The organism is Longimicrobiales bacterium (assembly GCA_029245345.1).
In the GTDB taxonomy this organism is placed as follows: Bacteria; Gemmatimonadota; Gemmatimonadetes; order Longimicrobiales; family Gaopeijiaceae; genus CALFPJ01.
On sequence record JAQWPM010000019.1, the window covers coordinates 128,021 to 142,281 of the forward strand.

Sequence of the window (14,261 nt, forward strand, 5' to 3'; positions counted from 1 at the left end):
GCCCTACGACCCGAGTAGTTCCCTGGCGTGCTGTCGAGATGTGGCAGAATCCGGATCACCACCGAGCATGCGCGCGATCTCCTCGACCCGGTCCTCTTGGCCTAGGGCTCTCACAGACGTCGACGTGATGTCGGCGCCGTGCTGCTTCTCCACCAATAGGTGTGTATCCGCTCTTGAGGCGACCTGCGCCAGATGTGTGACAACGAACACCTGATGACGGCTCGCGACCTCGGCAAGTTTGAGCGCCACAGCAGACGCGACGACTCCACCAATGCCGGCATCGATTTCGTCGAACACCAGAACAGGCACCCGGTCCACATCGGCGAGACGCGACTTCAGGGCGAGCATGACACGAGACAACTCTCCACCGCTGGCAATGCGGGCCAACGGCTGAGCCGCGAAGCCTTGGTTGGGTGCGACCAAGAACTCGACACCTTCCGCACCGCCACTCCCAACCTCGGAGTGCCCGCGAAGGGAGACCTCGAAGTCCGCACCGGGAAGGCCGAGTTCCGGGAGTGTCTCCCTGATGGCAGACCCGAGTCGGTCTGCGCCGGCGCGCCGTTTGGCGGACAGGAGTTCAGCAGCCGCGCTCAGTTCGCCCTCGATCCCCCCTAGACGATGGCGCATGACGTCTAGGTCGTGATCCGAGTCGTCTAGATCCCCCAGCTCGGTGCGAACCCGCTGCCCGGTCTCGAGGACGTCGGCCAGCTCGGGTCCGTACTTCCGCTTCATCCGGAAGATAAGATCCAGGCGGCTGCGGACTTGGGCCAATCGTTGCGGGTCGTGATCCACGGACTCAGCGTAGTCACCCAGTCGCCGGCCGACCTCGGACACTTCGAGCGCGGCACCGGTCAGGGCCTCCAGCTGTTCACGAAGACCCGGGTCGAATTCAGCGAGCCGCTCCAGGATCTTCTGCGTCACGGCGATGCGGTCGGAAACCGAATCGTCAGAACCGTAGAGCGCGTGATAGCCGTCAGAGGCACCTCTAGCGAGATCCTCTGCGTGCTCGTGGCGGCCGGATTCAGACTCCAGCGCACTGTCTTCGCCAGGCAGCAGTTCGGCCTGGTCGATCTCATCCAGTTGGAAGCGTAGGAAGTCAGCTCGGCTCTCGATCTCCCGGCTGCGCTCCTCCCGGTCTTCGATCTCACGCCTCATGACCTGGACTTCCGCGTGCAACGCGTGGACGGTGCTAGCCTCACTGGTGGAGCCGGAGTACGCGTCCAGAATGCGGCGCTGGTCTGTACTTCGCAGAAGGGTCTGATGCTCGTGCTGACCATGTAGGTCTACGAGCGCAGCGCCTAGAGTCCCTACCACCCCTGCTGTGGCGGGTGACCCGTTCACCCAAGCGCGGTTGCGCCCTTCAGCCGCCACCTCGCGTCGAAGGATCACGAGACCGTCCTCGGGCCTGAAGCCGTACTCCTCAAGTTCCAAAGTCAGCCGGGGCGCGTCTTTTACATCGAAGACGGCCTCTACCGTGGCTCGATCTGCTCCGGCTCGGACTACGGACGAAGACGCCCGCTCCCCGAGAAGGAGCGAGAGTGCCCCGACAATGATCGACTTCCCTGCACCGGTCTCTCCCGTAAGCGCATTGAGGCCGGGGCCCAATTCCAGCGTGAGGTCATCGACTACGGCATAGTCGCGGATCCGGAGTTCTACCAGCATCAGGTGCGCTCTGGCGGGCGAGCAGCCCAGTTGAGTTTACTGCTCATAGTCCCGAAGAACGTCTGCCCGGCCACTCTGACGAGAGACACTTCACTGCTACCGCGCACGACGCTGACGATCTCACCCGGGCCCACGGCACACACGACTTGGCCGTCGACGGTGAGTTGAAGCTTGGCGCCGGGATCAAGTGAGCGAACCATGATTTGTTCGTGCGCAGGCAGAACGAGTGGGCGCACGGCGAGCGAGTGTGGGCAGATCGGCGTAACCACGAAACACTCCACCTCGGGCACAATGATTGGGCCGCCGGCAGAGAGTGAGTACGCAGTCGAGCCCGTGGGTGTCGCTAGGATCACTCCATCCGCGGAGATGCTCCCGATTTCCTCACGTCCTTCCGTTCTTCCGACGCTCAAATTCAGAGCGGTCACCCGGGCAGCTCCGGCGGTATGCACAACGATGTCGTTCAAGGCCTCGAACGGCTCGGATCTCTTCCCGTCCGGCCCTACGACGACCGCCTCGATCGTGAAACGTCGGTCGATCTGTGCGCCGCCGTCCAAGACTTCACCCAATCGTACTTCGAGATCCTTTGCAGGGGTCGCCGTGAGAAAGCCAAGTCGGCCAAGATTGACCCCGAAGACCGGGATGTCTTGTGGCATGCCCAAGCGCGCTGCGCGCAGCATGGTGCCGTCGCCTCCCAAGGACAGAAGCAGGTCGACCGGCTCATGCTCCAAGTCAAGAGCCTGAGCACCGGAAGGCACATCGGGACTGCCTCCTTCGAACCGGAGTGCGACCCCGCGTGATTCACTGAAGGTGACCAGCCGAGCAACAATCTCAGCTACATCAGAGGTCCGCCTCCGAAGGACGACTCCAATCTTCTGGATCGGGCCGGAAAGCTTCCGGACGTTACCTGGCGTCACCCGGCCTCCACAGGAACTTTTTCCTCCACGAGGCTCCGGATCTTTTCTGTGATACCGGCGACGTCGAGGCCCAACTCTGCAAGCAGTCCACCGCGGGATCCATGGGTGACCCACTCGTCGGGAATACCCATAGATGCGACCCTCGGCACCTTCGAGAGATTGAGGTCGTGGACCTCACGGGCCATAAATGATCCGAACCCGTTCGTGATCTGGCCTTCCTCGAGCGTCAATACGATGGAATGGCTTCGCACCATCTCTTCGAACACCGCGCGGTCATACGGCTTCAGGAAGCGGCAGTTGACCACGGTGCAGCGGATGCCGTCCGCTTCCAGTGCCTCTGCGGCCTCAACCGCGGGAAGAACCATCGTCCCGGTTGCGAGGACGACGCAGTCTCCGCCGTTCCGCAGAACTTCCCAAGTGTACGGCTCGATCGCGGGAATCTCGCTGAGATGTGGGACTTCCTCAGGCACCGCATCGCGCGGCCAGCGAACGCTCCAGGGCCCTTTTTCTTGCTGAGTGGCCAAACGGAGCAGCGCCATCATCTCGGACCCGTCTTTGGGTGCCGTGACGGTCATTCCTGGAATACACAGCATGTAGGAGATGTCCAACGTGCCGTGGTGGGTGGGTCCGTCCTCACCCGCGATCCCCGCCCGATCCATACCAAAGACCACAGGCAGCCCCTGGAGCGCCACATCGTGCACGATATTGTCGAATGCGCGCTGCAAGAACGTCGAATAGATGGCGACAATGGGTTTTACACCCTGCGTGGCCATTCCCGCCGCGAAAGTGACACCGTGCCCCTCCGCGATACCCACATCGAAGTACCGATCCGGATGCGCCTCGGAGAACATGTCTGTCGACGTGCCGTCCGGCATGGCGGCGGTGATCCCGATCACACGCGGGTCCGCGTCCGCGAGCTCGATTAGCCCCTTCCCGAAGACGGCCTGGTACCGAGGCATGCCACCGCCGGACTTCTTGGTGCCCTTTCCGGTGACCTTGTCGAACGGACCTGCTGCGTGCCACGTCCACGGATCTTCCTCGGCGCGGGCAAAGCCTTTGCCCTTCTGCGTGATCGCATGCACCAGGATGGGGCCCTTCATGTCCTTCACCCGCCCAAACGTATCGACCAGCGCTTGCACGTCATGTCCGTCCACCGGGCCGACGTAACGGAAGCCGAGCTCTTCGAAGATCAGCCCCGGGGTCAGCATGTGCTTCACGCTTTCCTCGAGCCGTCCGGCAACCTCTTCCATCACGTCGCCCAACGCCGTCGGTGTCCGGTGCAGCACTTCCTTCACGAGATTGCGCGCCTTGTTGTAGGCGGGGTTCGTGATCATGGACGTGAGGTACTTGTTCATTGCGCCCACCGCCGGCCCAATCGACATGTCGTTGTCGTTCAGCACGACAACGAAGTCCCGATTCGTGTGTCCCGCGTTGTTCAGCGCTTCGTATGCGAGCCCACACGTCATGGCCCCATCACCGATAATCGCAGCGACCTTGAAGTCTTGGTCCGTCAGGTCGCGGCCTACCACCATGCCCCAAGCGGCAGACACCGATGTAGCTGCGTGCCCCGCCCCAAACGCATCGTACTCGGACTCGTCCCGACGGCAGAAGGGCGCTAAGCCGTGCCGCGTCCGGATGGTCGGCAACTGTTCATTGCGCCCGGTGAGCATCTTGTGGATGTATGCCTGATGGCCGGTATCCCACACGAGCTGGTCGCGCGGGGTATCGAACACGTAGTGCATGGCCACTGTGAGCTCCGCCACGCCAAGGCTTGCACCGAAGTGCCCCCCCTTCTGGGACACGACGTCAATGTGACGTGCGCGTACCTCGTCCACGAGCTGATTCAGCTCCTCGCGCTTTAGGCGGCGGAGATCTTCGGGATATTTGACACGATCCAGTAACGGCACCGGACCACTCCTTACGTTTGGTTCTTTAGGGACGATAAAGATACTCGCATGGATCGTGCCGCACAGCTTTGGAAGCGCGCGACTACTTCTCCCTCTGCACGATATAGCCCGCCAATGCTACGAGAGCGGGGGCTTGAATCCCTGCCTCGGCAAGCGCTGCGATCGCCGTATCCACCTGCTCCGAGGCCCGAATACGGGCTTCATCCAATCCGTAAAGCGAGACATAGGTGGATTTGTCGAGCTCCGCGTCGCTCGGGTTCTTGCCCAGCGTTTCAGCAGACGAAGTGGCGTCCAGAATGTCATCGGCGATCTGAAAGGCGAGCCCGATCGCTCTTCCGTACGTACTGAGCGCCTCGACCACGAGGGCTGGAGCCTCCGCCGCCAGCGCCCCTAACTCCAAAGACGCCCTCAGAAGAGCGCCCGTCTTCCGGCGATGTAAGCCGTCGAGATCCTCCGCGCCCAAGGCCTGCCCCTCACCCATCAGGTCGAGCCACTGGCCGCCGACCATCCCGCCCGCTCCGGAAGCCTCCATCAGACGCGATGCCACCCGCTTCGCCACGTCGGGGCCACAGCCCAGGGCCGAAGCAGCTCTGTAGGCCTGAAGAGCCGCCGCCGGAATAAGGACGGCTCCGGCACGGGCTGTGAGCTCTTCCCCGTGGACCTTGTGCGTCGTCGGGCGACCACGGCGTAACTCCGCGTCGTCCATGCAGGGGAGATCGTCATGCATGAGGGAGTAGGCGTGGATCAGCTCGAGGGACGCCGCTAGGTCGTAGGCAGCCGGAGACGCATCCGCGCCGCACGCGCGGTATGCCGTGACACACAGAACTGGGCGTACCCGCTTTCCGCCGCTCATGACACCATGACGGATGGCCGCCCCGACGTCATCGGCCAGGTCTGCTTCCATGACCACCACCGCTCGCTCGAGCGCCTGCTCTACCTCGGCGCCTTGAGCGGTCAGATATGGAGCAAGCTCGAAAGCCGTCATTCGGTGTCGATCTCGACCGTCTTAGTGGCGCCACTGGCCAGCAACTCATCAACGCGCAGTTCCGTTGCCGCGAGCACACGTTCCGCCTCCTTCACGTGTCCGACGCCTTCCTCGAACAAGGTGAGCGCCTCCTCCAGCGCTACCTCGTCAGATTCCAGGCGACTGAGGATTTCCTCGAGCCGTTTCAGGCGGCCTTCGAGGGCGGTGGGTTTTTCGCTCGATTCCATGTTCTCTGATTCCGCAGTCACGCTGAATCCAACTCCTCTAGGTCGTGAACTTCGCTGATTACTTCACCGTCCTTCACGCGGAGTCTGAACTTCTGCCCCACCGTGAAGTCTCCGATCTCTCGCAACACGCCCCCAGCCTCAGCTTGTGCCACGGAATACCCACGACTCAAAGTGGCTAAAGGAGAAAGTGCGTCCAGGCGCCCCCCAGCGGCACGCAGCCGCTGACGACGCCGTTCCACCATTCTATTCACCTCACGCTCCAATTGTGCCATCCCACGGTCGGTCCTCTGCCTAAGTGGACCGGCCCGTCGTTCGACACCAACGCTCAAGTGCAGGAGGGTCTGAGCGATTCCGTCCCTCCTTCGCCTCAATGTGCCGCGAAGGCCCCGCGCGAGTCTGTCGGGCATGCCCCGAAGGCCCTGTCGGAGAACCGCCGCATCCGGGACCACCGCCTCTGCGGCTGCAGACGGCGTGGGCGCCCTGAAGTCGGCGACGAGGTCCGCAATGGTCACGTCGACCTCGTGCCCGACCCCGGACACGACCGGAATCGGAGACGCCGCAATCGCACGGGCAACCGGCTCCTCATTAAACGCCCAAAGGTCCTCGACCGAGCCGCCACCCCGGGAGACGATGATGACATCAGGCTCACCCGTAGCGACCAATCGATCGATGGCTGAAGCGACCTCACGCGAGGCCCCCTCGCCCTGAACCCGGCTCCCGGAAAGCATGACGCGGACCCACGGCGCTCGACGCTTGAGCACAGCAATGATGTCGCGCAACGCAGCTCCCGTGGGTGATGTGACCACACCAACAACGGCCGGGTAGCGTGGCAAGGGCTTCTTGAGAGCGGCATCAAGCAGGCCTTCGGATTCCAACTTCGAGCGCAATTTCTCGAACGCGAGCCGCCAAAGTCCGTCCGCCCCTTCCGTCTCGACCTTCTGCACCACGAGCTGATAGTCGCCGCGGGCCTCATAAAGAGTCAGCGATCCCATGACACGGATCTGCATGCCCTCTTCCGGATCGACCGGGAGCTTCTGTGACTCTCGGGCGAACATGACACACTTCAGCTGGGCGCGGTCGTCCTTGAGCGTAAAGTAGCAGTGCCCCGGCCGAGAGCGTGTCCATTGCCCGATCTCGCCCCCGATCCACAGAGAGTCGATGCTGCTCTCCAGTAGCGTGCGCACCGCTTTGTTGACCTGGGTAACGGACCAGACTTTTGGCTCAGCAGGTGTGATACCCGTGCCCGGCTCGGGCGCCGTTCCCTCTTCGGGTGGTGCTTCCTCCCCTTCGATGTCGTCGAAGAGATCCAGACTGTCGCCGGACAAGCCGCTTCTACCGCGCGGCAGCCAGCCGCGCCGACTTCACCGTATTGCTCAGGAGCATGGTGATCGTCATCGGACCCACGCCACCCGGTACCGGCGAAATAGCTGCTGCGATCTCGGCGACCTCATCGTAGAGCACATCGCCACAAACTCGGTAGCCTTTTTCAGTGCCCGGAGCGTCCACTCGGTTCGTGCCAACGTCGATCACGACCGTGCCAGGAGACACGAGGTCAGCGGTGATCATCTCCGGACGGCCCATGGCCACGACGAGGATGTCTGCCGTACGGGTCACAGCGCCCAGATCCGGAGTCCGGGAATGGCACACCGTGACGGTCGCGTTTCCACCGACGGCCTTTCGAATGAGCAGCGATGCCAAAGGACGGCCCACGATGTTCGAGCGCCCAACGACAACGACATGTTTGCCCGACGGGTCGTGTCCGCTGCGCATGAGCATCTCGACGACCCCGGCCGGCGTGCATGGCGGGAAGAAGTCACCTGAATCTGTCGCGAGTCGACCGACGCTCATCGGGTGAAACCCGTCCACGTCTTTCAGAGGGTCGATGGCCTCGATGATCGCGCCTTCGTCAATGTGATCCGGAAGCGGCAACTGGACGAGGATCCCGTGCACATCCGCATCCGCGTTCAGTCCCGCGACCACACCCATGAGTTCGTCTTGGCTCGTGTCCGCGTCCAGCGTGATCTGCTGAGAGTTGATGCCCATGGCCCCTGCAGCCTTGTTCTTCATTCCCACGTACATCTGAGAGGCGGGATCCGCCCCGACCAGTACAGTCGCGAGGCCGGGTGTCACCCCGGTCTCTGTGGTCAAACGGGAAACCTCGTCTTTGAGCTCTCCTCGAATGTCCGCGGAAATGTCCTTGCCAGAAATGATTTGGGCGCTCATACAGGGGTCCACAAAAGGGGTTCACAGATTGGGCAAGATCCAAGCTAACACCTTCCGCAGCCCCTGCGAGTAGGGGGTTTTTCGGGAAGTCTCTTGATTTGTAGCACCTCCCGGGGGAGCTACTCAATTACGCCTGTAAGCAATTCCGCACCTGCCGCGTAGTCGGCCGGCAAGCCGAGCCACTCCAAAGCGCCGGGCAGGTCTCGGAAGGCTCTCGCTTCGACCTCCGCCACACTCTCTGCCATCATCGAGATCATGCGTGCGACCCCAAACACCGTATTCGCGTCGGACACCATGGCGATGCGGGCGGGTCGACCGCTCTGGTGGAAACCGCGTTCGACGAGAAACGCCCTCAGCTCCGGCGCCTTCATGTCGATGGTGATCGCATGAAGACTGATCACGAGCTCATCATACCCCGCGCCTCCGGCTCCAAACGTTGCAGCCATATAAGCCGCTGCTGGGGCGGGTGCGACTCGCCCGCTTATCTCCGAAACCACAACGAGGTGGTCGTGATCGATTCGCCACTTGATCGGCATTGCCCTACCTCGCGAAGTCGACGGCGCGTGTCTCCCGCACGACGACCACCTTGATCTGACCCGGATACTGGAGCTCACTCTCGATCTTCCGTGCCACAGCCTCCGATATCTGGGCCATTTCGCCGTCACCCACCTGACTGGGTTCGACCATAACTCGCAGCTCTCGGCCGGCCTGAATGGCGAAACACCGCTCGACCCCGGGATGCTCCATCGCGAGCTCCTCGAGCCGTTCCAAGCGCTTCACATACCCCTCGATCATCTCACGCCGAGCGCCCGGCCTAGATCCACTGATCGCATCGGCCGCCGTGATCAGGAAAGCCTCCGCGGTGAAGTGGGGCTCTTCATCGTGGTGCGCCTTGATCGAGTTGAGCACGACTTCGTGCTCGTTGTGCTTCTTACAGAGCCGGTAGCCGAGTTCGACGTGGGTACCCTCATGCTCGTGGGTCATTCCCTTACCCACGTCGTGCAAAATGCCCGCACGCTTGGTGACCTGAACGTCCAGCCCCATCTCCGCGGCCATGTTGCCGGCCAATAGAGCCACCTCTTTGGCATGCTGCAGCTGGTTCTGGCCATACGACGTCCTGAACCGCAAGCGACCCAGCGTCTTTACGATCTCGGGGTGGACGTTGTGGATGCCCAACTCGTACAGGACTTCCTCTGCCGCCTCGATCATCGTCTGGTCGACATCCTTGGAAGCCTTCTCTACGATTTCTTCGATTCGCGCCGGGTGAATGCGTCCGTCCTCCACGAGGTGCTCCAACGCGATCCGTGCGATTTCCCGGCGGACCGGATCAAACGCGGACAAGACCACAGCCTCGGGCGTGTCGTCGATGATCACATCAACGCCCGTAACCTGTTCGAAGGATCGAATGTTACGACCTTCTCGCCCGATGATGCGGCCTTTCATCTCATCTGACGGAAGTTGGACCACGGACACCGTGGTCTCCGCGGTGAGGTCCGCAGCCATCCTCTGAATGGCCAGCGCCACGATCTTCTTTGCCTCGCGCTCCGACTCACGCTGGGCCTGCTCTTTGATCTCTCGCAGTGCATTTGCAGCCTCCGCGCGAGCCTCGTCTTTGAGATCCTCCACGAGTTCCTTACGGGCATCCTCCGCGCTAAGGCTGGCGAGGTGCTCGAGCCGTGCCCGCGCAGCGCGCTCGGCTTCACCGAGCGACGCAGAGCGGCTGGCGAGATCCGCAGTGCTCCGCTCGAGATCCGAACTCTGCGTGTCGAGTTCGGCCTCACGCGTATTGAGACGCTCGAACTGCCGGTCGAGCGCATCGGATCGTTCCTCGATCCGGCGCTCGGCGCGTTCGGTCTCTTCACGCCTGCGACTCTCTTCCTTTTCCCAAGATTCCCGAAGTCGGAATCCTTCTTCTTTTCCGGCGAGCTCCCCGGCTTTGCGAGCGTTGTCTGCTTCTTCGTTGGCCCGCTTGAGGATGCGGGAGGCCTCGTCCTTTCCTTCTGCCTTTTCTAACTCCTGCCGGGCCTGTTCGCGGTTTCGCGCAAAAAAGAAACCAACCAGACCGCCGAGAACGAGGCCAACCGCCGCCGCCAATAGGAGTGGCGGGGTGACCATATATTTACTCCGAAATCAGTGCCAGAGCACCGAAGGTGAGCGTAGTGGATCCCCCCGTCCCGACCATGCGTCGATAAAAGTGACGGGAGGCACCGATTGTGGAATCACAATAGGCGGCGGCTGAAGAAGCACGCAAGTTGGGCACGCCTACTCGGTGTCGTCGGTCCCGATCTCAGCTTCGATGCGTCGGGTCAGATTGGTTGCCCGAGAAGCGACTTCCCTCTTCGCGTTCTCAAGCTCGTCGATGGCCTCGAAACACTCATCCGCGATCGAAAGTGCGGCGAGGATGGCGGCCTTGTGACCCTCGATGAGCCCAGCCGACATGCGGATTTCATGGATCCGGTCATCTACGAGCTTGGCGCACCGTTTGGTCCACTCCGGTTCCGCATTCGCCCGAATGGTATGCTCTTCCCCGGCGATCCGAACGGTGACCGAGGCCTTTTCAGCGCTCATCGCTGTCCCTCCAGAAAACGGATCTTGGCGAGAAGTCGGTCAATGCCCGCTCGACCGGTCTTGAGACGCTGCTTCAGGTCCGTGTTCTCATCCTGAAGTGAGCCGAGTTGAGACAAGAGGCGACCCGCTTCTCCCTCATCACCCGTGAAGCGCCGGACGATCTCCTCCATCTCGACGCTCTTTGCCTCAGCGTCGTCCGCCCGCGACTTGGCCTGAACCAGTTGATCGAGGACCGTCGTGACGATCCCCTCCAACTCCGCGAATGCAACCCTGTCGGGCTGATCGCCCTTACCCTCGGTGTTCGACACCCAACGCCTCCTTGAGTCGTCCGAGAATCGCCTTTACCGCCCGGTCGATCTCCTTGTCCTTCAGGGTCCGTTCCTTCGCCCGGAAGCGCAAGCGGTACGCAAGCGACGAGGCCTCATCGGCCACACCTTCTCCCCTATATACGTCGAACAATTCGACGTGTTCGAGATGCTTTCCGGCCATTTCTCGAACCACATTGGCCACCTGCTGCGACGCGACACCCTGTGGGACGATCAGCGCGAGATCACGTTCAGACGCCGGATACTGCGGCATCGGATCGAAGACCACAGGCTCGTTCGCCACAGGCTCCCCCGGGAGCTGGATCTCAAAGCCGAGTACGTCTCCAGCCCACACCGGCGCGTCCACAGCCTCTGGATTCAGCACTCCTCCATAACCGACGACAGTACCATCAGCGGTCCGCACCTCGAGGATGTGCCCCGCTTGGTACGGCACCACTTCCTCCAAAAATGGCGAGGCGTGGGCTTGGCCGGCGTAAGCGCGCCGAATGGTGTCCTCCAAGATGGCCTTCATATCCCAAAGGTCTAGCGCAGCGGAGTCTCCTGACCAGTGAGCGGGCGCACGTCGTCCGGTCACGATGGCTGCGAGGTGCGTTTCTTCATGCGGAGGAGCACCCGCTTCCGTCTTCTGGAACGACGTACCGATCTCGAAGAAACGTACATCCCGGTTCCCACGAGCGAGGTTGTACTCGACTCGTCGTATCAGCGACGGAAGGACAGCGCGTCTGATGTATGGCTCGGTCGTGGTGACAGGGTTCGACACGAGTACGTCCCCCTCACCTTCGGGCACGAACGCTGGCGTTTGCGTCTCATAGAGCCCGCTCGCGGCGAGCGAACGCCTCAGCTCGTCTTCGAGTTTGAACAGCGGGTGATCGGGCACGGTTCCGGGCCGGAAAGGCCCGAGATCCGACGGGAACTGATCGTACCCGAACGAACGAGCGACCTCTTCGATCAGGTCGACCTCACGCGTCACATCGTAGCTGCGGAATCCGGGCACACGGACATGGAGCACCCCCTCGGTCTCGCCTGTGACATCGAAGCCAAGAGGCGTCAACAAATCGGTGACCTGAGCCGATTCAAACGGGACGCCTAATAGGTGACCAATCCGTGACAGCCTGAGATCCACCGTCTGAGCCTCGAAAGCGCCCGGGCTACAGTCCAAGACCGAGCCGTCCAGCGAACCGCCAGCCGTCGACAGAATGAGGGCAACGGCCCGAGAGACCGCCAGTTCCATGGATTCGGGGTCGACACCACGTTCGTACCGATACGACGCATCGGTTGACATCACCAGCTTGCGACGGGTGGCACGGATCGACTTCGGGTCGAACATCGCGCACTCCAGCAGGATGTCTACGGTGTCGTCTTCGACCTCGGAATGCAGCCCTCCCATGACCCCACCGATGGCTATCGGGCGGGAGCCGTCACAAATCATGAGCATGTCCGAGGTGAGCTTCCGCTCTTCGTCGTCCAGCGTCGTGAATGACGTTTCGTCGGACGATGCGCGTCGGACCACGATCTTCTGGCCATCGAGACGATTAAGATCGAAGGCGTGGAGCGGCTGACCAAGCTCCAGCATCACATAGTTTGTGGCATCGACGACGTTGTTGATGGGCCGAGCCCCCGCGCCGCGCAGCCGTTCCTGCAACCAAGCGGGTGACGGGCCGATCTTCACCCCTCGAATCACCGCACCGAGGTAGCGAGAACAGAGATCTGCGTCATCGATTCGAATCGAGACAGCGCCAACCTGGATTTCCGGGCTGTTTCGCTCGAATTCCGGCGCGATACCAGGGTCTCCAGGGATGTCAGCAAGAATGACACGCCCCTCACCTTCTGAAGCGAGTTCCCGGGCCACGCCAATGTGAGACAAGAGGTCCCCGCGGTTGGCCGTGATCTCCACATCCAGCGTGGCGTCGTTCAGCCCCATGACGTCGACGAAGGATTCTCCGGCGGTGAACGCACCATCGACCTTCAGAATGCCATCGTGTTCCACCCCAAGTCCTAACTCCTTGGAGGAGCACAACATACCCTGGGACACTTCACCACGAATCTTGGCCTTCTTGATCTTGAAATCACCGGGCAAGACAGCCCCGACTGGAGCAAAGGGATACCACGCACCCTCTTCCACGTTGGGGGCGCCACATACGACCGAAACCACTCCGTCGCCGCCATCCACGGTGCACAACGAGAGGCGATCAGCATTTGGGTGCTGAATGCGCGTGACCACCTGCCCCATGACGATGTCGCGAAGATCTGCCCCCGGAGATGTGATCGACTCCACAGGGGCACCCCGCAGGGCGAGATGCTCCGCTAGGTCCTCAGGGCTCAGCGTGAGGCCGGGGACCATCTGAGTAAGCCAACGATACGAAGTGTTCATGAGCCGAACTGGGCGAGGAAGCGAACGTCGTTCTCGAAGAAGGTGCGAAGGTCATCCACACCGTGTTTGAGCATGGCGATACGGGCAGGTCCCATTCCAAAGGCAAAACCCGTATATCGCTCGGAGTCGTAGCCCGCGTTTTCGAGTACCGCGGGGTCCACCATGCCGGCGCCCATGATCTCCAGCCAGTCGGTCTCTTCTTGAGTCCCGTCTGGCCGGGTGATGACCCGCTTCACGTCGACCTCCGCGCTCGGCTCGGTGAATGGGAAGAACGAGGGCCTGAAGCGCGTCTGTGTGCCAGGACCCCAATAACGACGGGCGAATTCAGCCAACGTAGCCTTGAAGTCCACGAAGCTGATGCCTTCATCCACCACAAGGCCTTCGATCTGCATGAACGCTGGTGTGTGGGTCGCGTCGTAGGTGTCCCGTCTGTAGACCCAACCCGGTGCGATAATGCGAATAGGCGGCTCATGCTTCTCCATGGTGCGCATCTGCACTGGAGATGTGTGGCTGCGGAGCAAAACCGAATCGACTAGATAGAGCGTGTCTTGTTCGTCTGCCGCCGGATGATCCAACGGCGTGTTCAGTGCCTCGAAGTTGTACCACTCCGTATCAGCCTCGGGGCCGCGCGCACGGGTGAAGCCAAGGTCGCGGAAGATGTCGAAGATCTCGTCTACGGCCTGAGTGATCGGGTGCAGTCCGCCACCCCAAGTCGAACGCCCTGGGAGCGTGAGATCCGCGCCCAATTCGCTAGCTGGCCCGGCGAGTTCGCGTTCCCGGGACTCCAGAGCCTCTGAGACGGCGCCCTTAACCCGGTTGGCCTCCTGGCCGACTTTGGGTCGCATTTCGGCTGACATTCCGCCCAATCCCCGCAGAATCAGGGATATACGCCCTTCCTTCCGGCCCAAGTAGGTGATGCGCACCTCTTCTAGGGCTTCGAGATCGGTCACCGCTGCGCTAGCCGCGACCGCTTCTGCCTCCAGCGCTTTCAGGGCTTCAATCGGGGTTTGATCGGTCATTTCACAAGCACTTTTCGGGATGTTCGCCTTCTGCGACGAAAGCTATCCGGGGTCATGAG

At 61.8% G+C, this 14,261-nt stretch carries 13 protein-coding genes; all 13 read right to left on the reverse strand.

All coding sequences use genetic code 11. From position 1 onward, the window contains the following. Window positions 1–3: 3 nt before the first annotated feature. Window positions 4–1,662, reverse strand: coding sequence for a DNA repair protein RecN (recN, locus tag P8L30_10570; protein ID MDG2240635.1), 1,659 nt, complete (start codon window positions 1,660–1,662; stop codon window positions 4–6). Next, window positions 1,662–2,576, reverse strand: coding sequence for an NAD(+)/NADH kinase (locus P8L30_10575; GenBank protein MDG2240636.1), 915 nt, complete (start codon window positions 2,574–2,576; stop codon window positions 1,662–1,664). The genes recN and P8L30_10575 overlap by 1 nt, the downstream gene beginning before the upstream one ends. Further along, complete coding sequence (gene dxs / locus P8L30_10580; GenBank protein MDG2240637.1) at window positions 2,573–4,483, reverse strand: 1-deoxy-D-xylulose-5-phosphate synthase; 1,911 nt, start codon at window positions 4,481–4,483, stop codon at window positions 2,573–2,575. Before dxs ends, P8L30_10575 begins: the two co-directional genes overlap by 4 nt. 82 nt (window positions 4,484–4,565) lie before the next feature. Then, window positions 4,566–5,468, reverse strand: a complete 903-nt coding sequence (locus tag P8L30_10585; GenBank protein MDG2240638.1) for a polyprenyl synthetase family protein — start codon at window positions 5,466–5,468, stop codon at window positions 4,566–4,568. Next, window positions 5,465–5,716 (reverse strand): exodeoxyribonuclease VII small subunit, encoded by a 252-nt coding sequence (gene xseB / locus P8L30_10590; protein ID MDG2240639.1) that lies wholly within the window; start codon window positions 5,714–5,716, stop codon window positions 5,465–5,467. Before xseB ends, P8L30_10585 begins: the two co-directional genes overlap by 4 nt. Beyond that, entirely contained in the window at window positions 5,713–7,020 is a 1,308-nt protein-coding gene (gene xseA, locus P8L30_10595; GenBank protein ID MDG2240640.1) for an exodeoxyribonuclease VII large subunit, read from the reverse strand. Before xseA ends, xseB begins: the two co-directional genes overlap by 4 nt. 7 nt (window positions 7,021–7,027) lie before the next feature. Next, window positions 7,028–7,918: a bifunctional 5,10-methylenetetrahydrofolate dehydrogenase/5,10-methenyltetrahydrofolate cyclohydrolase gene (locus tag P8L30_10600; protein ID MDG2240641.1), complete on the reverse strand. Its 891-nt coding sequence runs from the start codon at window positions 7,916–7,918 to the stop codon at window positions 7,028–7,030. 119 nt (window positions 7,919–8,037) lie between these two features. Beyond that, entirely contained in the window at window positions 8,038–8,454 is a 417-nt protein-coding gene (locus P8L30_10605; GenBank protein MDG2240642.1) for a hypothetical protein, read from the reverse strand. A 4-nt stretch (window positions 8,455–8,458) separates the two neighbouring features. Then, the gene (gene rny, locus P8L30_10610; GenBank protein ID MDG2240643.1) at window positions 8,459–10,033 is read right to left on the reverse strand and encodes a ribonuclease Y; all 1,575 of its coding nucleotides are present in this window, start codon (window positions 10,031–10,033) and stop codon (window positions 8,459–8,461) included. A gap of 147 nt (window positions 10,034–10,180) precedes the next feature. Continuing rightward, the gene (locus P8L30_10615) at window positions 10,181–10,486 is read right to left on the reverse strand and encodes a cell division protein ZapA (protein MDG2240644.1); all 306 of its coding nucleotides are present in this window, start codon (window positions 10,484–10,486) and stop codon (window positions 10,181–10,183) included. Beyond that, the gene (locus tag P8L30_10620) at window positions 10,483–10,794 is read right to left on the reverse strand and encodes a hypothetical protein (GenBank protein MDG2240645.1); all 312 of its coding nucleotides are present in this window, start codon (window positions 10,792–10,794) and stop codon (window positions 10,483–10,485) included. The genes P8L30_10615 and P8L30_10620 overlap by 4 nt, the downstream gene beginning before the upstream one ends. Further along, window positions 10,775–13,183 (reverse strand): phenylalanine--tRNA ligase subunit beta, encoded by a 2,409-nt coding sequence (pheT, locus tag P8L30_10625; GenBank protein MDG2240646.1) that lies wholly within the window; start codon window positions 13,181–13,183, stop codon window positions 10,775–10,777. The genes P8L30_10620 and pheT overlap by 20 nt, the downstream gene beginning before the upstream one ends. Continuing rightward, a complete protein-coding gene (gene pheS / locus P8L30_10630; GenBank protein ID MDG2240647.1) occupies window positions 13,180–14,202 on the reverse strand; it encodes a phenylalanine--tRNA ligase subunit alpha in 1,023 nt (340 codons plus the stop codon). Before pheS ends, pheT begins: the two co-directional genes overlap by 4 nt. Window positions 14,203–14,261: the final 59 nt, after the last annotated feature.

Coding starts and splice junctions, on each gene's coding strand:
- recN (MDG2240635.1), bottom strand. CDS start 1,662: ATGCTGGTAGAACTCCGGATCCGCGACTATGCCGTAGTCGATGACCTC.
- P8L30_10585 (MDG2240638.1), bottom strand. CDS start 5,468: ATGACGGCTTTCGAGCTTGCTCCATATCTGACCGCTCAAGGCGCCGAG.
- P8L30_10600 (MDG2240641.1), bottom strand. CDS start 7,918: ATGAGCGCCCAAATCATTTCTGGCAAGGACATTTCCGCGGACATTCGA.
- P8L30_10605 (MDG2240642.1), bottom strand. CDS start 8,454: ATGCCGATCAAGTGGCGAATCGATCACGACCACCTCGTTGTGGTTTCG.
- rny (MDG2240643.1), bottom strand. CDS start 10,033: ATGGTCACCCCGCCACTCCTATTGGCGGCGGCGGTTGGCCTCGTTCTC.
- P8L30_10615 (MDG2240644.1), bottom strand. CDS start 10,486: ATGAGCGCTGAAAAGGCCTCGGTCACCGTTCGGATCGCCGGGGAAGAG.
- pheT (MDG2240646.1), bottom strand. CDS start 13,183: ATGAACACTTCGTATCGTTGGCTTACTCAGATGGTCCCCGGCCTCACG.
- pheS (MDG2240647.1), bottom strand. CDS start 14,202: ATGACCGATCAAACCCCGATTGAAGCCCTGAAAGCGCTGGAGGCAGAA.